The organism is Gemmatimonadales bacterium (genome assembly GCA_036265815.1).
GTDB lineage: Bacteria > Gemmatimonadota > Gemmatimonadetes > Gemmatimonadales > GWC2-71-9 > CAVVWJ01.
The window spans coordinates 1-19686 of the sequence record DATAOI010000036.1 but is presented as its reverse complement, the minus strand read 5'-3'; the positions used below and the strand labels follow the sequence as shown (position 1 = coordinate 19686).

Here is a 19686-nt window from a genome sequence, read left to right as displayed (position 1 = left end):
CGCCTTCGACGACCCCGGATACCTTGCCCCATGCTGCCATCCCGAGCCGCCTTCGCGATCCTCTTCTCCATCAGCTTCTGCCACCTGCTCAACGACATGATGCAGGCGCTGCTCCCGGCCATGTACCCGATGCTCAAGAGCAGCTTCGGGCTCGATTTCGGCCAGATCGGCCTGATCACCCTCACCTTTCAGCTCACGGCGTCGCTGCTGCAGCCCCTCATCGGATTCTACACCGACCGCCACCCCAAGCCGTACTCGCTCATGAGCGGCATGGGCTTTACGCTGATCGGGCTGCTCTTCCTGTCGGTGACCCGGAGCTACGCCGGCCTGCTCATCTCCGCGGGGCTGGTCGGCCTGGGATCGGCGGTGTTCCACCCCGAGTCGTCCCGGGTGGCGCGCATGGCCTCGGGCGGGCAGCACGGGCTGGCCCAGTCCCTGTTTCAGGTCGGCGGGAATACCGGCTCCGCCATCGGCCCCCTGCTCGCCGCGTTCGTGGTGCTGCCGCGCGGGCAGTCGAGCGTCGCCTGGTTTTCGGCGGCGGCGCTGCTCGCGATCCTGATCCTCTGGCAGGTGGGCCGCTGGTACGCCCGCCGCCGCTCGGCCGCGGCTGGGTCACGCGCGGGCGCGGCCCGCACGCAATCTGCGCTCCCGCCGAGGAAGGTGCAGGCGGCGCTCGCGGTGCTCATCGTCCTCATCTTCTCCAAGTACATCTATCTCACAAGCATTTCGAGCTACTACACGTTCTACCTGATCCACCGTTTCGGGGTCCCGGTCCGTAGCGCCCAGCTCCACCTCTTCGCCTTTCTTGGCGCGGTGGCCGCGGGCACCATCATCGGGGGGCCGGTGGGCGACCGGCTCGGCCGGAAAGTGGTGATCTGGTGTTCTATCCTCGGCGTCCTGCCATTCACCCTGGCGCTCCCCTACGTCGATCTCCGCTGGACCGGAGCGCTGAGCGTGCTGATCGGCTTCGTCCTCGCCTCTGCGTTCTCCGCCATCCTGGTCTACGCCCAGGAGCTGGTGCCGGGCAAGGTGGGGATGATCTCCGGACTGTTCTTCGGTCTCGCTTTCGGCGTGGCCGGCATCGGTGCCGCGGTGCTGGGCCAAGTGGCCGACCACACCAGCATCGAGTTCGTGTACCACGTCTGCGCCTGGCTGCCGGCGCTGGGGCTGCTCACGGCGCTGCTGCCCGATCTGGAGACCGGCGCCCGCGCGCGGCCGAGGGGCGCGGGGTTCGCGGCTACTTCTCCAGCAGCTTCGGGTCCTGATTGATCATGAGATGCGCGTACGGTGCGACCGGGGAGCCTTTCCTGACGAGGATCATCTCGAGCAGGCTCACGAGACGAGCTCCGCAGGCGTATTCCGGGTCGAGCAGGGGATCGTAGATCGTCAACTCCATCCCCAGCGCCCCTGGATGGCGCACCAGGGGGCCGAGGAGCTCGGCCAGCTGGCCCAAGTCCGGCCCGTCCGGCTCGGGCGAGTCGACCGCCGGCATGATGCCGGGGTCGAGGACGTCCGCATCCAGGTGAATCCAGAACCCCTCCAGATCGGCGCCCCCGAGCCGCGCCAGCACGGCTACCGCGGCCGCACCGTAGCCGGCCTCGCGCACCGCGCGATGGGGCAGATCGAGCACCGCCGAGGCGTGGAGGGCCACGTGGCCAGACCATGGTTCATGCTCGTCCCGGCGCCCCACCAGCGCCACGTCTTCCGCCCGTACCAGCGGCTGGCCTTCGGCAAGCCGGGAGAGCGGTGTGTCTCCCCGGCCGACGGCAAGCCCCAGACACATGCTTGCCACCGAGCCGGTCCGGGACTCGAGCGGGGTTGCGAAGTCGGCATGGCCGTCGACGTAAGCCAGGCCGACGCGGCGCCGGCCGCGCCGGAGGGCGAGCAGCGAGCCCAGGACGATGCTGCAGTCCCCGCCGAGGACCAGGGGAAACCGGCCTGTGTCGACGACCGCCGCGACCCGGTTCGCCAGCTTGCGGCTGTAGCCGACCATCTCCTGCTCGTTGCGGGGGCGCCCCTCGGGTTTGACGAGGTCACGGTATGGAAGGGAGCCGACGTCGCCCTCGTCAGCGGCATCGAGCCGCGCAGCCAGCCCGAGCCGGCGGAGGACGCCGGGCGCCCGATCGAGGCCTCGCGGCTGGCCATCGTCGTAGGGCTTGATACCGATGTTGATGGGCGCCCCGACGATCGAGATCGGGCGGTCCATGTGGCTCAAGGCTCCCGCCACTTGGCGCCTTCACGCGCGATGAACTCGTCGGCAACCGATGGCCCCCAGGTGCCCGCCGCGTAGTTGGGGAAGTGGTCGGGCCGCTTGTTGGCCCAGAAGTCGATGATGGGGTCCACCACCGCCCATGCGGCCTCCACCTCGTCGCTTCGGGTGAAGAGTGTGGCCTCCCCCAGCATGCAATCCAGCAGCAAGGTTTCGTATGCGTCGTGCTCCAGCTCGCCGAACGCGTCGGCGTAGCTGAAATCCATATCCACCGACGCCATCTTGACTTCGACCCCGGGAACCTTGACCTCGAACCGCAGTGAGATGCCCTCCTGGGGCTGCACCCGGATGGCCAGCGTGTTGGACTCGATGCCCTGACCCTCGGCCAGGGGGAACATCACGTGCGGCGGCTTCCGGAACTGGATGGCGATCTCGGACACCCGCCTCGGCATCCGCTTGCCGGACCGCAGATAGAACGGGACGTCGTGCCAGCGCCAGTTGTCGACCATGAAGCGGATCGCGCAGTAGGTCGGCGTCGCGCTGTCGGGCGCCACGTTGGGCTCCTGCCGGTAGCCGGGGACGGCCTTGCCGTTGATGGTTCCGGGCCCGTACTGACCCCGCACCGCGTAGTCGTGCATGACTTCCGGTGTGATCGGGCGGATGGCGCGGAGCACCTTCACCTTCTCGTCCCGCACGGCGTCGGCGCTGAAGGTGACCGGTGGTTCCATCCCCACCAGCGTGAGCAGCTGGAGCAGATGGTTCTGGAACATGTCCCGCACCACTCCCGCCTCCTCGTAGTACTTGCCCCGGTGCTCGACCCCAACGCTTTCGGCGACGGTGATCTGCACGTGGTGGACGTGCTGCCGGTTGCAGACCGGCTCGAAGATCGAGTTGGCGAACCGGAACACCAGGAGGTTCTGGACCGTCTCCTTGCCGAGGTAGTGGTCGATGCGGTACACCTGATGCTCGGCGAAGGCGCGCCGCACGCACGCGTTGAGAGCGCCGGCGCTGCCCAGGCTGTGGCCGAACGGTTTCTCGATAATGATCCGCACCCAGGGCCGCTGCTTGGGGTCCGGCACCCGCGGCGCGATCCCCGACTCGGCGAGCCGGTTGATGGTCTCCGCATACACGCTGGGAGGAATGGCCAGATAGAAGAGCCGCCCACTGCCACCCGGGAGCCGCGCGTCGGTCTCCGCAAGGCGCTCGCGGATCGCGTCGTAGGTCTGGGGGTCGGTCAGCTCGCCCGAGATGTAGCTCGCGCGGGCGGCGAATCTCTCGCCGGCCTTGGGATCAAACTCGCAGTGATCCGGCAGGAAGGTCTTGAGCGCCCCCACCACCTGGGCCCGGAAGGCGGTGTCATCCATGGCTTCGCGCGCCACGACGATCACCGCGAACTCGTCGGGGAGCAGGCCGTCCGTCATGAGATGGAACAGGGACGGCATCAGCTTCCGGTGGAGCAGGTCGCCCGCACCGAAGATGATGAGCGTGCAGGGTTCAGCCTTCCGGAGCTGGCGTCCCGGCTCCGGCGCCGCTTCGGGGACCGCGGCAATGCTGGTTGAGGCGCGGGCGGTCATCTGGACTTCACCGCGTGGCCGCCGAACTCGTTCCGGAGCGCGGCGATGACCTTGGCGCCGAAGGAGTCGCCCTGGCGGGAGCGGAACCGGGTCAACAGGGAGAGGGTGATCACCGGTGCCGGCACGTCGAGATCGATCGCCTCCTGCACCGTCCAGCGGCCTTCCCCGGAGTCCTCCACATAGCCCTTGAGTGCACCGAGCTCGGTGTCCTTGGCGAACGCCCGCTCGGCCAGCTCGTTGAGCCAGGAGCGCACCACGCTGCCACGATTCCAGACCGCCGCGATCTGGTGCAGGTCCAGAGTGAAGCTCTTCGATGCATGGAGGATCTCGTAGCCCTCGGCGTAGGCCTGGAGCATGCCGTACTCGATGCCGTTGTGAATCATCTTGACGTAGTGCCCCGCGCCCGGGGGGCCCACGTGAGCATAGCCGTCCAGCGGCGCCAGCGTCTGGAAGATGGGCTCGCATTGCCTGAATGCCTCGGGCGATGCGCCGATCATCAGGCAGTAGCCGACCTTGAGGCCCCAGATGCCGCCGCTGGTGCCGGCATCGATGAACTCGAGTCCCTTCTCCTTGAGTCGGGCCGCGCGGCGGATCGAGTCCTTGTAGTTCGAGTTGCCGCCGTCGATGATGATGTCTCCGGGCGACAGGCCCGGCAGCAGCTCGTCGATGGTGCTCTCGACCGCCGCGCCGGCGGGCACCATCACCCACACGACTCGGGGGGAGGCCAGTTGGCGGCAGAGATCGGCCAGGTCCTTGGCGCCTTTGGCACCCATGGCGACGTGCGGCTTCACCGCGTCGGCGCTCCGGTCGAAGACCACCACCTGCTGGCCGCCCTGCAACAGCCGCTGCACCATGTTGCCGCCCATCCGGCCAAGACCGATCATGGCGAGCTGCATCGAATGACCTCCTCTCAAGGATGCACCCCCAGTGCCGCCAGCTCGTGGCGCAGCCGGGGAGCGTCGGTAAATCGGATGGTGCGCATTCCCAGTGACCGGGCCGGCTCCAGATTCCGATCCCGGTCGTCGATGAACACCGAGGCGGCCGGCTCGGCCTGGGAGATCGCCAACGCCAGCTCGTAGATCCGGCGGCCCGGCTTCAATACCCCGACCCAGCAGGACGAGAAGAAGGCGAGGAAGATGTCGCGCAGGCCGAACCGCTCCAGCCGGTGCCGGTTCAGCTCATCCGACTCGTTGTTGATCGTCATCAGGCGGTAACGCCCGGTGCGGGCCAGCGCGCGAGCCAGATCGATCGTTTCCGGGAACGGCGCGCTCTGGCCCAGCATGTAGGCCTTGAGATCCGCTGGCCCGAAGGACCGCGGCTGATAGAACACGGTGCTTTGCAAGTACTCATCCAGCGTCATCCTCCCCTGCTCCAGCATCGCGATGGTCTCGCCGTGCAGCTCTTCCAGCTCGGTCATATCGAGCTCGAAATGCTTCGCGGCCGCGGCGCGCTGCTCCCGGTCCCAACCATTGGTGCCGAGGACCCCGCCGATGTCGAAGAAGAGGTGGGTGAGCGTCACCGCTCGAGCATTCCGAGATCGTCGATCCGTATGGCGGGCCGGCCGCGGGACCGGAGCGCCACGAGGTCTCCCTCCCCCTGGGCTGCCTCCAGTTGACCGAAGCTGAACGGCTGCCCGGGGATGGGGAGATCCTCCGTGGCCCGGTCGGTGATCTGAAGAAAGTGCCCGACCGGCGGGCCGCCTTTGTGGAGCTGGCCGGTGGAGTGGAGGAACCGCGGCCCGTAACCCAAGGTCGTGGCCACCCGGAGCCGGTCGCGGAGGCGGAGCCGAATGGCGGCGAGCCGGCGATCGTTCTCCGGTGTGGGCGGCAGATAGGCCATGATGGCGAGGTAGTGCCCCGGGGTGATCCCGCCCAGAAACTCCGCCAGCTCCGCCGGGGACGCCGCGGGCGAGGGCGCGCTCTTCCTGGCCAGCACCGCCTTGGTGTTCGCCTTGCTCTCGGCGACGTTGGGCTGGTCGAACGGATTGATGCGGAGCACCGCCCCGGCCACCGCCGTGGCGAATTCCCAGCGGAAGAACTCCTGGCCGAGGTCGTTGCGGTCGTCCAGCTTGAGGTGGACCACCGGGTGCCCGGCATTCTCCAGCTCAGCGAGGCGCGATTCGTCGCGGGCGTCGGCCTCCCCGCCGAGGACCATCGAGACGAACACTCGATCCGGCCCGTACACCTCGGGCGAGCCCAGCGGCTCGTCCGCGACAGGTACCAGGCCCTGGCCCTCCTTGCCGGTGCTCTCGGCGATCAGCTGCTCCAGCCAGAGACCGAAGCTCGCGATCCCGGGCGAGAGCACGAAGGTGACCTTGTCCCGCCCTGCCAGGGCGCCCTCGGCCAGTACGGCGCCGAGTCGGGCGCCGGGGTTTTCCGGGGCCGGCACGCAGGCCGCACAGGCCTCCGTCATGCGATGTGCACGATGGAGCATGGTCGCGATGTCGACCCCGATGAGTGCCGCCGGGACCAGACCGAAGTACGACAGCGCCGAATAGCGGCCGCCGATGTCTGGCGGATTGAGAAAGGTGCGTCGGAAGCGGCGCTCGCCGGCGAGCTGCTCCAGCGGAGTGCCGGGATCGGTGATCGCCACGAACTGCGCGCCCCGCCCGCCGGTGCGGTCCCAGAAGTAGCGGAAGAAGCTGTCGCTCTCCTGGGTCGTTCCCGACTTGCTGGAAATGATGAAGAGGGTCTTCGCCAGATTGCCGCCCCGCTCGGCCTGCGCGACGGCCCGAGGATCGGTGCTGTCGAGGACGAGGAGCGAGGGATGGCCCGACGCAGGCCCGAAGGTGCGCCACAGCACCTCGGGGGCCAGGCTCGATCCACCCATGCCGCAGAGCACGACGCGGTCGAACTCGCCAGCCATCTCGCCGGCAAAGACCTCGAGCGCCTTGGCCTGCTGCGCCATCGCCTCTCCGACGGTGAGCCAGCCCAGTCGATCCCGAATCTCCGCCGTGTTCGGGTCGTCCTTCCATACCGTCGGATCGCGGGCCCAGATGCGCTTGGGGACTTGGGCGACGTCGCTCGCATCGAGCCGCAGCGCGACGGCGGATTCCAGGGCCCGGACCGCGGAATGTCGCCGCTGCGCTCGGGTCGTGAGTGCCTTCCGCTTGTCGCGAATCACGCCGAGCAGGGCTTCGAATGATTTGGCGAACTTCTCGATCCCGTCATCCTCCAGCGCGCGGGTCACGTCGGCGAAATCGATCCCGCCCGCCGCCAGTCGCGACATGATCTCGCGGGCCTCGCGCGCGTCATCCGGCAGGGTCGGCCGCACGGTCCCGTGGTCCTCGAACAGCTGGAGCGTGGCGGGGGGCATCGTGTTGATGGTGTCGGGCCCGATCAGCGAGTCGACGTAGAGGACGTCGGAGTACGCCGGGTTCTTGGTGCCGGTGCTAGCCCAGAGCAGCCGCTGAGGACGGGCGCCCGTCGAGGCGAGCCGTTGCCAGCGTTTGCTCCGGAGCAGCTCGCGAAACCAGACGTAGGCCAGCTGCGCGTTCGCGATACCGACCCGGCCACGGATCTCGAGCAGGGCTCCGCCCTTGGCCTCGATACGGCGGTCCGTCTCGGTGTCCACCCGGCTCACGAAGAACGACGCGACCGATGCCAGCCGGTCGATCGCCGCTCCGGCGCGCACCCGGGCCTCCAGCGCCCGCAGATAGGCCTCCGCCACCTCACGGTAGTGCTCCAGGGAAAAGAGCAGCGTGATGTTGACGTTGATCCCCTCGGTGAGGAGGCGCTCGATAGCGGGCCAGCCTTGCGCGCTGCCGGGCACCTTGATCATCAGGTTGGGCCGGTCCACCGCGCTCCAGAGGCGCCGCGCCTCGGCGATGGTCTGCTCGGTGTCGCGGGCGAGCGTCGGCGAGACCTCCAGCGAGACGAATCCGTCCTGGCCTCCGGTCGCGTCGTACACCGGGCGGAAGAGATCGGCGGCCTGGCGGACGTCCTCCACGGCGAGCCGCTCGAAGATCTCCAGGTCGCTCCCGGGGGATGGGGCGAGAGCCCTGAGCTGGTCGTCGTAGTCGCTGCTCCCGCCGATGGCCTGCTCGAAGATCGTGGGGTTCGAGGTCATGCCCCGGAGGCCCTCGTCGATGAGGGACTTGAGCTCCCCGGAGCGAAGCATGCCCCGGCGCAGATAATCCAGCCAGACACTCTGCCCCAGCTCCAGCAGAGCCTGCATGGCGGTTTGAGTGGTTCGTTTAGCCATTGCGGATCCTTTCGCTAGTCCATCCTGGCCGCGACGGCAGCCGCGCCCAGCAGGCCCACGTTCGGGTTCAGGATCACGTGCACCGGGATGCGGGACAGCAGTCCGGACAGCCGGCCCTTGTCTCGAAAGGCAGTCAGGAAGGGACCGCTCTTGAGCCGCTCGACGAGGCGCGGAGCGATGCCGCCGCCGAGGTACACTCCGCCGGTCGCTACCACGGTGAGCGCCAGGTTTCCGGCCTGCGCGCCGAACACGTCACAGAAGAGATCCAGCGCCTGTTGGGACAGGCGGTCGGTCCCGCCGAGGCCGTGGCGGACCACGACCGCGGCGGGGTCTTCCTGCTCCATCTCGGTCCGGACTGCGGCCTGCTCCGGCGCCACCCCGGAGGCGAGCAGATACCGGTAGATGTTGACGATTCCCCCGCCGGAGAGCAATCGCTCCCAGGAGACCCGCTTGAACTGCCCCTCGAGGGACTGGAGCAGGCCGGCCTGCAGCCTCCCGCGCGAGGCAAAGTCGGCGTGCCCGCCCTCGGACGGGAGAACCCGGTAATGATCTCTCTCCCAGACCAGAAGTCCCTCGCCAAGGCCGGTGCCGGCGCCGATCAGCGCGATCGGGCCCTGCGGCTCCGTGGTTCCCTCCTGCAGCGTCGCCAGATCGGCCGGGCCCAGCAGCTCGATGCCGTAGCCCACCGCGGCGAAATCGTTGATGATCGTCGTGCGCGGGATGCCGATGTCGGCGGCCAGGCGCCGGGCGTTGATGGTCCAGGGAAGATTGGGCGCGGTGCAGTCGTCGCCCACCAGGGTACAGGCGATGGCCAGGCAAGCCCGGGCGGGGCGGCCTGGCGCCTGCTCGCTGAAGTGGCGGACGATCGGGGCGAGTCCCGGGTAATCCCTGCTGGGATACCGGTGCTCCCGCGTGATCCGGGCGGTTCGTCCGTCCAGGTCCACCAGGGCGAGCCGCGCGTTGGTGCCGCCTACGTCGGCGGCCAGCACGATCACCTGGCCACCCTCCTGGCCGTGAGCCGCGCCGCGGCAGCCTGGTCGAGAAACCAGAATCCCCGCCGTGCCAACTGCGCCGGGATGGCGCTCGGCGCCAGCGGGCCATCGATGGCGCGTGCCACCATCGGCGCCTTGTCCTCGCCGGCCGCGAGTACGGCCACCTGGCGCGCGGCCTCGATCACCGGAGGGGTGATGGTGAGGCGCTCGAGCGGCGGCTTGGTGCCGATCACGGGCAGCACCAGCCGGGACCATTCATCCAGGGCGGGTGAGCCGGGGAACAACGACGCGGTGTGTCCGTCGGCTCCCATGCCGAGAAGCAGGACATCGAGCTGAACCGGAAGCGCGCGCTCGTACTGCCGAGCTGCGTCCTCCCGGTCGGGCCGCTCGGCCTCCATGCGGTGGACCTGGCCGGCGGGAATCGGCACCTGGGAAAGCAGGGCCAGGTGGACCATGCGATAGTTGCTCTCGGGATGGTTCGGGGGGACCGCGCGCTCGTCGCTGAAAAACACGTCTACCCGGCTCCAATCGATGCTGGACTCCGACGCGAGCGCCCGGTAGACCGGCTCGGGCGTCCGGCCCCCGGCCAAGCCCAACGCGCAGGACCCCCGCTCGGCGATCGCGCTGGCCACCTCGCCCTCCAGCCACTCCGCTGCCGCGATCACCAGATTCTCTGGCCGTGATGCGACGATCAGCTCCGTCATGTTTCGCTCACGACCGACGCACCTCGTCCTCCAGCGCCCTGATCTTGCCGAGCCGCCGCTCGTGGCGCTCCTCATGGGTGAAGCTGGCCTGCAGGAAGGTCCGCACCAGCTCCCGTGCCAACTCGATGCCGATCACCCGGGCGCCGAGCACCAGCAGGTTCATGTCGTCGTGCTCGACCCCCTGATGGGCCGAGTAGGTATCATGGCACAGGCCGGCCCGGATGCCGGGCAGCTTGTTCGCCGCCACCGAGGCTCCCACTCCGCTCCCGCAGATGAGGATCCCCCGCTCGACCGCGCCGGAGAGCACCGCCCGCCCCACCCGTTCGGCCACATCAGGATAGTCTACGGGCTCCGCGCTGTGGGTGCCGAGATCCTCCACCTCGTTGCCCAGGGCGCGGAGCGAGGGGATGAGCTCTTGCTTGAGCCCGTAGCCCGCGTGATCGGCGGCAATGCCGACCCTCATCGAGCCGGCACCGCCTCCCGACGCGCGAGCTGCTCCCGTGCCGCCTCGACCACGTGATCGACGGTGAAGCCGAACTTCTTCTGCAGCTCCTTGAGCGGAGCCGACGCACCGAAGGTCTCCATGCCGATCCGGGCTCCGGTCGGGCCCACGTACCGCTCCCAGCCGAAGGTGCTGGCCTGCTCGACCGACACCCGGGCGGTCACCTCAGGAGGAAGCACGCTGTCACGATAGGATTGGCTCTGCTGCTCGAACAGTTCCCACGATGGCATGCTCACCACCCGGGCCCGGGTGCCGTCCGCCGTCAGCCGCTCGAACGCGTCGACGCAGAGCGACACTTCGCTGCCGCTGGAGAGCAGCAGCACGTCGGGCTTCCCCCCATCGGCGTCGGCCATGACGTAGGCGCCTTTGGCCACGCCGCTGGCCGCGGCATAGCGGCGGCGGTCGAAGATGGGGAGCGCCTGGCGGGAGAGCACCAGCGCCACCGGCTGGTGTTGCAGCTTCATGATCGCCCGCCAGGCCTCCACCGCCTCGTTGGCATCGGCCGGGCGGATGGTGATGAGTCCGGGCAGGGCCCGGAGCGAGGCGAGCTGCTCGATCGGCTGATGGGTCGGGCCATCCTCTCCCACCCCGATGGAGTCGTGGGTGAAGACGTAGATGGTCGGGATCTCCATGATGGCGCTCAGACGGACGGCGGGACGGGCGTAGTCGACGAAGATGAGGAAGGTGGAGCCGAAGGCCCGGAGCTTGGAGAGGGCCAACCCGTTCACTACCGCGCCCATGGCGTGCTCCCGTACGCCGAAATGCATGTTGCGGCCGCCGGGATTGCCGGCGGTCAGGTCTCCCGCGCCGTCGAAGGTCAGCCGCGTCTTGGTGGAGGGCGCCAGGTCGGCCGCGCCGCCGATCAGCCAGGGCAGGTTCTTGGCAATGGCGTTCAGCGCCTTCCCCGACGCGTCCCGGCCCGCCATTCCCTTGGGATCGGCCGGGAAGCTCGGCAGATCACGGTCCCACCCGTCAGGGAGCTGCCGGTGCTGCATCCGATGGAGATGATCGGCCAGCTCCGCATGCTCGGTCCGGTACGCCTCGAAGCGATTGAGCCAGGCCTCGCGCAGCTCCCGCCCGCGCTTGCCCACTCCGTCCCGCAGCCGCTCGCGCACGCCGTCGGGGATCAGAAACCTGGCATCCTCCGGCCAGCCGTAGAACCGCTTGGTGAGCCGAATCTCCTCCTCGCCCAGGGGCTCCCCATGCGCGGCGCCGGTGTCCTGCTTGTTGGGTGCGCCGTAGGCGATGTGGCTGTCGACGATGATGAGGGTCGGGCGATCGGCGGTGCTCTTGAAGACCCGGAGCGCGCGCCGGAGCATGTCGAGGTCGTTGGCGTCTCCCACCCGAGTCACGTTCCAGCCGTAGCCGATGAACCGGGTGGCCGTGTCGTCGGAGAAGGCCCAGTCGGTGTGGCCCTCGATGGTGATCTTGTTGTTGTCGTAGATCCAGCACAGGTTCGCGAGCTTGAGGTGCCCGGCCAGCGACGCCGCCTCGCTCGAGATCCCTTCCATCATGTCGCCGTCGCCGCATACCGCGTAGACGTCGTAGTCGAAGAGCTCGAAGCCTGGGCGGTTGAAGTAGGCCGCCTGCCAGCGGCTGGCGATGGCCATCCCCACACTGGTGGCGACGCCCTGGCCCAGCGGCCCGGTGGTGGTCTCGACTCCGGAGGTCAAGCGGTACTCGGGGTGGCCGGGGCACTTGCTGTCGAGCTGCCGGAAGTGCTTGATATCGCCCAGCTTCACCGACAGCTCACCGAGCCGTTCGTACTTCGCGTTCACCGCCTTCACCCCGGTGAGATGCAGCATCGAATAGAGCAGCATCGAGGCGTGGCCGTTGGAGAGGACGAAGCGGTCCCGGTTGGGCCAGATCGGATCTTCCGGATCGAAGCGGAGAAAGTCCTGCCACAGGCAATAGACGACGGGCGCCAGCGCCATGGGGGTGCCCGGGTGGCCCGAGTTCGCGGCCTGCACCGCGTCCATGGCGAGGGTGCGGATGGTGTTGATGACCAGGAGGTCGGGGTCTTTGGAGTTCGGGGGCATCGGACGGCTCCCTTCACGAGCTTGAAATCGGTGCCGAAGCAACGGACGGCGTCTGCGTAACGATCCGGCTGAGGGTCGCAGGATCAACTGATTGTCGGACGCTAGACATACCGCTTATCAGATACAAGGTGGGGTGGCTTCCGGAGACCGCGGCGCGCCGAACGCGGACGCTTAAGGGGCCGAGATTCTCAGCGAGTCTGCGATGGTAGCGTGAAAACTTCGGTAGTGTGGAATTTCGGGGAGTAAAACGGTAGGCAGGCCATGCGGGCCCTTCAGAATGTCGCTCATCACAGCATCACCCGATGCTGCAACGGGACCATCAGGGTGCCGGCAAAATCTCCGACAGGTGCTGCTGCAACGCCGCGTCGCTGATCGGCCCTGGGTTGACGGCACGCACCACACCGTCCGCTCCGACGAAGACCGAGGTGGGAACGCCGCGAAGCGCGTAGAGCTTGCGAGCCTTCCCTTTCTCATCGAGTAGCACCGGAAATGGCATCTGAAATTCAGTCTGGAATTTTTTGATGTCCTTGGTCGAGCCCTCCTGATCAGTGAGATCGATGGCCAGGACCGCCAGTCCTGCCTGCCGGCGGGCATTGTATGCGGCGATGATCGAGGGCATCTCACCGCGGCAGGGCTTGCACCAGGACGCCCAGAAGTTGATGAGGACGGGATGTCCGGCAAAGTCGCTCAGGCTGGCAGGCGTCCCGTCGAGCGTCTTGAGCGTAAAAGCGGGGGCGGTCTTCCCCGGGGTCTGGGCAAGGAGGGGAACCGCAACGGCGAGTGCCGCAATGCCGATCGTAGAGAGCCATCGCTGGGTGCTTGCCATCTCGCTCCTTCACCGCCAACGCCGGCGTGCCGAGCGTCCAGGGTGGACATCTCGGCGGTGGATCAACCGACAGTGTGAAGATTGGCGGGTGAGTCTGAGTTACGGGCCGGTACGGCGCCTGTCAAGCCCCATGGCAGATCCGCTCTTGAAGTCCTTTGTACGGACAGGTAACTTGGCACCGCTCCCTGTGAAAACCAGAATGTCGTAGTCCGACCCGCCGGAAAGTGGGTGGTCTATGTTCCATTCTCCCTGCTCGACTCGATCCCGACAGGTGCTCGCCGGGCTCTCCCTTCTCATCGGACTCTCGGTCATCCCGCGGGTGGCCTCCGGCCAGGGGTGAATGCCGTTCCGGCTGACATCCAGTTTGGGTGTCCAGGGCAATTCGTTCTTGCAGGCGCACCACTGGGAGCTCAGCGCGGACTACCGTTGGCTGCATACCCGCGATGGGGACTTCTTCGTCGGTGCTTCGCGAACGCCACCGCCGCCCGCGCTGCAACCACCTGGTGGGCAGGGGATTAGGATCGACGTCCATTCCATCGTCCTGGGCCTGACCTACGCGGTGACGGACCGGTTCAGGGTCAGCCTGGCGGCGCCGATCCAGACCGGCAGGGTCTCCTTCATTGAGGGAGACGGCCTGCGACATCCTGAAAGGGTGACGGATCTCGGTGATGTAACCCTTACGGGTAGCGCCTGGCTCATCAACCCTCGCTCGGGCTCGACCGGGAATGTGATGCTCGGCCTGGGATTGAAGATGCCGACGGGGAGCCATCGCGACAGCGTCGAGTTCTTTACCCCCACCGGCCCGGCGCTGCGGGTGGCCGATCCGGCCATTCAGCCGGGCGACGGGGGCTGGGGCATCATCATGCAGTTGCAGGCGTTCCAACAGGTGGTTCCGGGGGCGCTCGCTTACTTGTCGGCTTCCTATCTGCTGAACCCAAGGGTGCAGACTGAGGCCACGATCGGAAGACCCATCGGGCTGCCGGGGGATCCGGCTGCGGGGACGCCGTACAACCTTTCGGTTCCCGACGCCTACACCGTGCGGACCGGGCTGTCCTATGCCGTGGCGCCTAGCCTGGGTCTTTCCGCCAGTCTCGGTGGGCGCCTCGATGGCGTTCCGGTGCAGGACCTGATCGATGGTGGCGATGCCAACTTCCGGCGGCCGGGATACAGCATCTTCGTCGATCCTGGGCTCGAGCTCAGCCGGGGCGCCAATACGTTCTCCTTGAACGTTCCAGTGCGAGCACACGGCGACCGGAGAGCAAACCTCTACGATCGTATCGTCAATGTTCAGGGAGGTGGCAACCTCGCGAAGTGGCAGGTCCTCGCCGGCTACGCGCATCGGTTCTGAGCGGCTGGGGGCCACCTCAGGGAGGGCGCTAGCGTAAGGGGCGTCCTCCCCAGCAGGGGGGTACCTGGCCGATTCTATCGCTCTACTCCGCACTGCCATAGCGGACCGCTACGCGATCGAGCGTGAGCTCGGGCGGGGCGGCATGGCCACTGTCTATCTGGCCCGCGACCTCAAGCACGAGAGGCAGGTCGCGCTCAAGGTGCTCCATCCCGACTTGGCCGCCACCATCGGACCGTTTCGCTTCCTGCAGGAAATCCGGGTCACCTCGCGCCTGCGGCACCCCCACATCCTGCCGGTCTTCGATTCGGGCGAGAGCTCGGGCCAGCTCTGGTACACCATGCCCTTCGTCGACGGCGAGTCGTTGCGCCAAAGGCTGATCCGGGAGAAGCAAGCCTCGGTAGATGCCGCCCTCCGGATCACCCGGGACGTGGCCGGCGCGCTCGAGTATGCCCACCGGCAGGGAATCGTTCACCGGGACATCAAGCCGGAGAACATCCTGCTCGATGGGGAGCAGGCGGTGGTGGCGGATTTCGGCATTGCTCAGGCCATTGACGCGGCGGGTGGGGAGCGGCTCACCGAGACCGGGCTCACCCTCGGCACCCCGGCCTACATGAGTCCGGAGCAGGCGGCCGGACAGCGGGGGGTGGACGGCCGGAGCGACCTCTACAGCCTGGCCTGTGTGCTCTACGAGATGCTGGCGGGCGAGCCGCCGTTCACGGGGCCGACGCCCCGCGCGGTGCTGGCCCGGCACTCAATGGATCCGGTGCCACCGTTGCGCACGGTGCGCCCAGGGGCGCCGGTTGCGGTCGAGCGCGCGATCACCAAGTCGCTCAGCAAGGTGCCCGCTGATCGCTACGCCAGCGTCATCGGGTTCACGGAAGCGCTGGAGGACTCGACCGCCGACGCCGAGACGGTCGGTGCGATCCGGAACCGGGGAGCCCGCTTGGCGATCGGCAGCGGCCTCGCGCTTGGGCTGACCCTGCTCCTCCTGGTCGTTTTCAACCTGTGGGGACTGCATCAGCGCTGGCTGGGTCCTGCGGCACCGGTCCGGATCCAGTCGCTCGCGGTGCTGCCGCTCGAGAATCCATCCAATGACTCAGAGCAATTGGGCGACGGAATGACCGAGGCCCTGACCACCGACCTCGGCCGGATCAGCGCGTTGCGGGTGATCTCTCGGACGGCGGTGATGCGCTACAAGGGGACTACCAAGAGCGCGCCGGAGATCGCCCGGGCCTTGGGCGTGGACGCGGTGCTCGAGGGCGGGATCCAGCGGGCGGGGGATAGCTTGCGGGTCGACGTCCGCCTGATCAGCGCCACTTCGGGGTACCAGCTGTGGGCACAGCGATTCGACGAGGAGATGGAGAAGCGCTTCGCGGTCGAGGACGCGATCTCGCGGAGTCTGGTGTCGGCCCTCAAGCTCTCTGTCACATCCTCGGAAGAGCGCGAGCTCCATACGCCGCCCACCACCAATGGCGAGGCCTATGACTACTTCCTGCGGGGAAAGATCCACGCCCGGACCGAGACCCCGGCCGAAGACTCGGTGGCGATCGGGTTGTTCAAACATGCCGTGGCCCTTGACCCCGAGTTTGCCGCGGCGTACGCGGAGCTGGCGCACGCTTACGGCCTCAGGATTCTTTGGTTCGCCCCTCGGGACAGGAATGCGTTGGAGGAAGCCCTGGTGGCAGCGGAGAAGGCCTTACGCCTCGACCACCACCTCGCAGAGGGCCATTACGCCCGCGGCTGGTTGCTGGCCACCCCCGCCAGCCACTGGGCCTATGAGCAAGCGATCCAGGAGTTACGTCGCGCGATCGCGCTGAACCCGAACCTGGCTGACGCCCACGACTGGCTCGGGGTTGTGTACTGGCATATCGGCGTCCTCGATAAGGCCCTCGTGGAGTTCCGGAAGGTGCTGGCGCTCGATCCTGGGAACCGGTTGGCGGAGCACCGGATGGCTGTGGTGCTGGATTACGAGGGAAAGTATGGAGAGGGGCTGCGGATTCTCCGCACGGTTCCCCGGGAGTTCAATCCTTCGATCGTGACGTATCACTTCGCATGGACCCTCGTCTTGTCCGGCCGAAGCGAGGAAGCCTCTGCCGTCATCGACGACTACCTGCGGACCAACCCTCAGGACCCCGGCGGAGTGATCACCGGCGCCCGCGCCCTCCTCCGCGCCAAGGCCGGAAACAGGCGCGGGGCGGAGGAGGATATCAAGCGCGCGGAGCAACTGGGGCAAGGCTTCGGACATTTCCACCACACCGCCTACAGCATCGCCGAGGCCTACGCGTTGCTGCGGCAGCCCCGCCTGGCCGTCGACTGGCTGCGGCGGGCTGTGGACGACGGGTTACCCTGCTATCCGCTCCTGGCCAGCGATCCTATGCTGGACAGCCTGCGGCAGGACCCGGGCTTTCTTGCGCTCATGGTGGATCTGAAGGCCCAATGGGAGCGATGGAAGGCGGTACTGTAGATGCCCGACGCGCTCGCTCTTCTGAAGACCGGCTTCGCGGACCGCTACGCGATCGAGCGCGAGCTCGGGCGGGGCGGCATGGCGACCGTCTATCTGGCGCAGGACCTGAAGCATCCGCGTCAGGTCGCGATCAAAGTGCTTCGGTCCGAAGTCGTCGGCGCGCTCGGAGCCGACCGGTTCCTCAAGGAAATTGAAGTCGTCTCCCGCCTGCAGCACCCCCACATCCTCGGCCTGCTCGACTCCGGCACCGCGGGCGATGTCCTCTATTACGTGATGCCGTACATCGACGGCGAATCACTGCGCCACCGGCTCGCTCGGGAATCACAGCTGCCGGTAGACCAGGCGATCGCCTTGGCGCGGGAAATGGCCGACGCGCTGCAATACGCCCACGACCGCGGCATCGTTCACCGCGATATCAAGCCCGAGAACATCCTGCTCTCCGGGGGACATGCCTTGGTCGCGGATTTCGGCATCGCCAAGGCGCTCGACGCGGCGGCAGGCGACAAGCTGACCGAGACGGGCCTGTCGCTTGGAACGCCGCACTACATGAGTCCGGAGCAGGCCTCCGCGACTGCCTCGCTGGACGGTCGGGCCGACCTCTACGCCCTGGGCTGTGTGCTCTACGAGATGCTCGCGGGAACACCGCCATTCACCGGCCCTAGCGCGCAAGCGATCCTGGCCCGTCATTCGGTCGACCCGGTGCCCAGCCTTCACACGCTGCGGGGCACGGTGCCGGTCGGCATCGAATGGGCCATCACCAAGGCCATGGCGAAAGTGCCCGCGGACCGCTTCGCGACCGCCGCCGACTTTGCGACAGCGCTCGCGCATCCGGAGCGCGCCCCAGTGCGCCGGGGAATGTCGCGTCGGCTTTCCTACGCTGGCGTGGCGATCGCGGTGCTGGCGCTGGCAGCCGGAATAGGCGGGCGGTCCTTGCTTGATCGGATCGCCGCCCGGGTGCCGCAGGTCCGATCCCTCGCCGTGCTACCGGTCGAGAACCTCACGGGCGACAGCTCTCTTGTCTACCTGTCGAACGGAATGACCGACCAGTTCATCACCGATCTTGGACAGATCCAGGCGCTGCGAGTCATCAGCCGCATCTCGGTATTAGGCTTTGCGGGGTCTCGGGAGAGTCCTCAGCAAATCGCAGGGAAGCTTCACGTGGATGCCCTGCTTGCGGGCTCCCTGCAACAAGCGAAGGACTCTGTGCACGTCTCGCTGCAGTTGATCTCAGCCAGGGACGGGCATGCTCTGTGGACCCAGAGCTTCGACGCCCCTGTTCAAGACGCTCGCCGGCTGCAGCTCGATGTCGCCCGGACGGTGGCAGAGCGCATCGGAGTCGATCTCACGCCTGCTGAGCGCGCCCGGCTTGGGTCTTCCGCCCGTACCATCGATCCGGCGGCCTTCGCCGCGTACCTGAAGGGCCGCTATCACCAGAACACGTCCGACTTCCAGGCGGCCGATAGCTTCTTCAGCGCGGCGCTGGACATCGACCCCACCTACGCTCCGGCCTACGCCGGGCGGGCAGAGATCTACAATCAGCGTGGCTATTCGGGAGAGCTTATCCCGGCTGATGCCTTTCCCGTGGCGAAGGCGAATGCCGCCCGGGCCATCGAAGCCGATTCCACCAATGCCGAGGCCCATGCCGCGCTGGCCTATGCGGTCATGTACTATGACTGGGACTGGGCCACGGCTGAGCGGGAATACCGGAAGGCCATAACCCTGAACCCTAACTCCGCAACCGCGCACAACTGGTACAGTCTATTCCTTCTTGCGATGGGCCGGTTCGACGAGGCGGAACTGGAGGGGCGACGCGCGATACAGCTCGACCCGCTGTCGGTGGCCATTGCACGGGAGTACGGGTGGATCGCGCACTATAGCGGGCGCCAGGACAGTGCCGTGGCCCGGGTCCAACGCGCGCTCGCTCTGAATGAGAAGGACAAGGTCGCACACCTGTTTCTCGGGCGGGCTTACCAGGCCCAGGGCCGCTATCCCGAAGCCATGCGCGAGTACCAGGCGACCGGCCCTCTCCTTCACTGGCCGGTTACTGTAGCCTCAGCAGGATACGTGGCTGCCAAGGAAGGTGATCGTGAGGGGGTGGCCCGGGCCTTCGCCGAGCTGGACTCGCTCGCCACAGCCCCGCGCACGTACGTTGCTCCTCTCTTGAACGCGCTGATTTACGCTGCGCTGGGAGACAAAGACCGCGCTTTTGCCTTGCTGAACCAGAGCGTGGAGCAGCGGGTCCACTGGCTGTTCTGGCTCAATCGGGACCCTCGCTGGGGTCCCTTGCGGTCCGACCCGCGGTTCCAGGCTCTGGCGCGGCGAGTCGGATTGCCCAGGTGAAAGGAGCGGCTTTGACTGATCTGCTCGATTCGGTTCGGCATGCACTGTCGGGCCGCTATCAGATCGTGCGGGAAATCGGTCGCGGTGGCATGGCGACCGTCTACCTCGCGCAGGACCTGAAGCATCCCCGCCAGGTGGCGCTCAAGGTGCTCCGCGCCGAGGTCGCGGGTGCACTGGGCGCGGACCGGTTTCTCAAGGAAATCGAGCTCGCCGCCCGACTGCAGCACCCTCATATCCTCGGCCTGCTCGACTCCGGCACCGCGGGCGACGTGCTGTACTACGTGATGCCCTACGTCGAGGGCGAATCCCTCCGTCACCGGCTGGATCGGGAGTCGCAACTCCGTGTGGACGCCGCGGTCACCATTGCCCGGGAGGTGGCGGGGGCGCTGGACTACGCCCATAGCCACGGCGTGATTCATCGCGATATCAAGCCCGAAAACATCCTCCTCTCCGCCGGGCAGGCGCTAGTGGCGGACTTCGGCATC

At 67.5% G+C, this 19686-nt stretch carries 15 protein-coding genes; 5 read left to right on the top strand and 10 right to left on the bottom strand.

The features are described from left to right. Window positions 1-30: 30 nt before the first annotated feature. Window positions 31-1269, top strand: a complete 1239-nt coding sequence (locus VHR41_07445) for an MFS transporter (GenBank protein ID HEX3234016.1) — start codon at window positions 31-33, stop codon at window positions 1267-1269. Here the strand turns inward: VHR41_07445 and VHR41_07440 are convergent. The 10 genes from VHR41_07440 to VHR41_07395 all read right to left on the bottom strand — a co-directional run bounded on the left by VHR41_07440 (window position 1238) and on the right by VHR41_07395 (window position 13049). Further along, entirely contained in the window at window positions 1238-2206 is a 969-nt protein-coding gene (locus tag VHR41_07440; GenBank protein HEX3234015.1) for an arginase family protein, read from the bottom strand. The two genes, VHR41_07445 and VHR41_07440, sit on opposite strands and share 32 nt — an antisense overlap. Window positions 2207-2211: 5 nt before the next feature. Further along, the gene (zwf, locus tag VHR41_07435; protein ID HEX3234014.1) at window positions 2212-3783 is read right to left on the bottom strand and encodes a glucose-6-phosphate dehydrogenase; all 1572 of its coding nucleotides are present in this window, start codon (window positions 3781-3783) and stop codon (window positions 2212-2214) included. Further along, window positions 3780-4679, bottom strand: a complete 900-nt coding sequence (gene gnd, locus VHR41_07430) for a decarboxylating 6-phosphogluconate dehydrogenase (protein ID HEX3234013.1) — start codon at window positions 4677-4679, stop codon at window positions 3780-3782. Before gnd ends, zwf begins: the two co-directional genes overlap by 4 nt. 14 nt (window positions 4680-4693) lie before the next feature. Then, on the bottom strand, window positions 4694-5302 hold the full coding sequence (locus VHR41_07425) for an HAD family phosphatase (GenBank protein ID HEX3234012.1): 609 nt from the start codon (window positions 5300-5302) through the stop codon (window positions 4694-4696). Then, complete coding sequence (locus tag VHR41_07420) at window positions 5299-7986, bottom strand: bifunctional transaldolase/phosoglucose isomerase (GenBank protein HEX3234011.1); 2688 nt, start codon at window positions 7984-7986, stop codon at window positions 5299-5301. Before VHR41_07420 ends, VHR41_07425 begins: the two co-directional genes overlap by 4 nt. A gap of 14 nt (window positions 7987-8000) precedes the next feature. Continuing rightward, window positions 8001-8981, bottom strand: coding sequence for a glucokinase (locus VHR41_07415; GenBank protein HEX3234010.1), 981 nt, complete (start codon window positions 8979-8981; stop codon window positions 8001-8003). Further along, window positions 8978-9682, bottom strand: coding sequence for a 6-phosphogluconolactonase (gene pgl, locus VHR41_07410; protein HEX3234009.1), 705 nt, complete (start codon window positions 9680-9682; stop codon window positions 8978-8980). The genes VHR41_07415 and pgl overlap by 4 nt, the downstream gene beginning before the upstream one ends. Window positions 9683-9689: 7 nt before the next feature. Continuing rightward, entirely contained in the window at window positions 9690-10145 is a 456-nt protein-coding gene (gene rpiB / locus VHR41_07405) for a ribose 5-phosphate isomerase B (GenBank protein HEX3234008.1), read from the bottom strand. Then, complete coding sequence (gene tkt / locus VHR41_07400) at window positions 10142-12223, bottom strand: transketolase (protein ID HEX3234007.1); 2082 nt, start codon at window positions 12221-12223, stop codon at window positions 10142-10144. The genes rpiB and tkt overlap by 4 nt, the downstream gene beginning before the upstream one ends. 319 nt (window positions 12224-12542) lie before the next feature. Then, on the bottom strand, window positions 12543-13049 hold the full coding sequence (locus tag VHR41_07395; GenBank protein ID HEX3234006.1) for a TlpA disulfide reductase family protein: 507 nt from the start codon (window positions 13047-13049) through the stop codon (window positions 12543-12545). Window positions 13050-13389: 340 nt separating this feature from the next. Between VHR41_07395 and VHR41_07390 the strand changes: the two genes are divergently transcribed. The 4 genes from VHR41_07390 to VHR41_07375 all read left to right on the top strand — a co-directional run. After that, window positions 13390-14397 carry a hypothetical protein gene (locus tag VHR41_07390; GenBank protein ID HEX3234005.1) on the top strand — a complete coding sequence of 336 codons (1008 nt, stop codon included), beginning with the start codon at window positions 13390-13392 and terminating at the stop codon, window positions 14395-14397. 64 nt (window positions 14398-14461) lie between these two features. Then, window positions 14462-16861, top strand: coding sequence for a protein kinase (locus VHR41_07385; GenBank protein ID HEX3234004.1), 2400 nt, complete (start codon window positions 14462-14464; stop codon window positions 16859-16861). Further along, entirely contained in the window at window positions 16862-19201 is a 2340-nt protein-coding gene (locus tag VHR41_07380) for a protein kinase (protein ID HEX3234003.1), read from the top strand. It begins immediately after the preceding gene. 11 nt (window positions 19202-19212) lie between these two features. Next, the coding region (locus tag VHR41_07375; GenBank protein HEX3234002.1) for a serine/threonine-protein kinase at window positions 19213-19686 on the top strand (474 nt) is incomplete at its 3' end.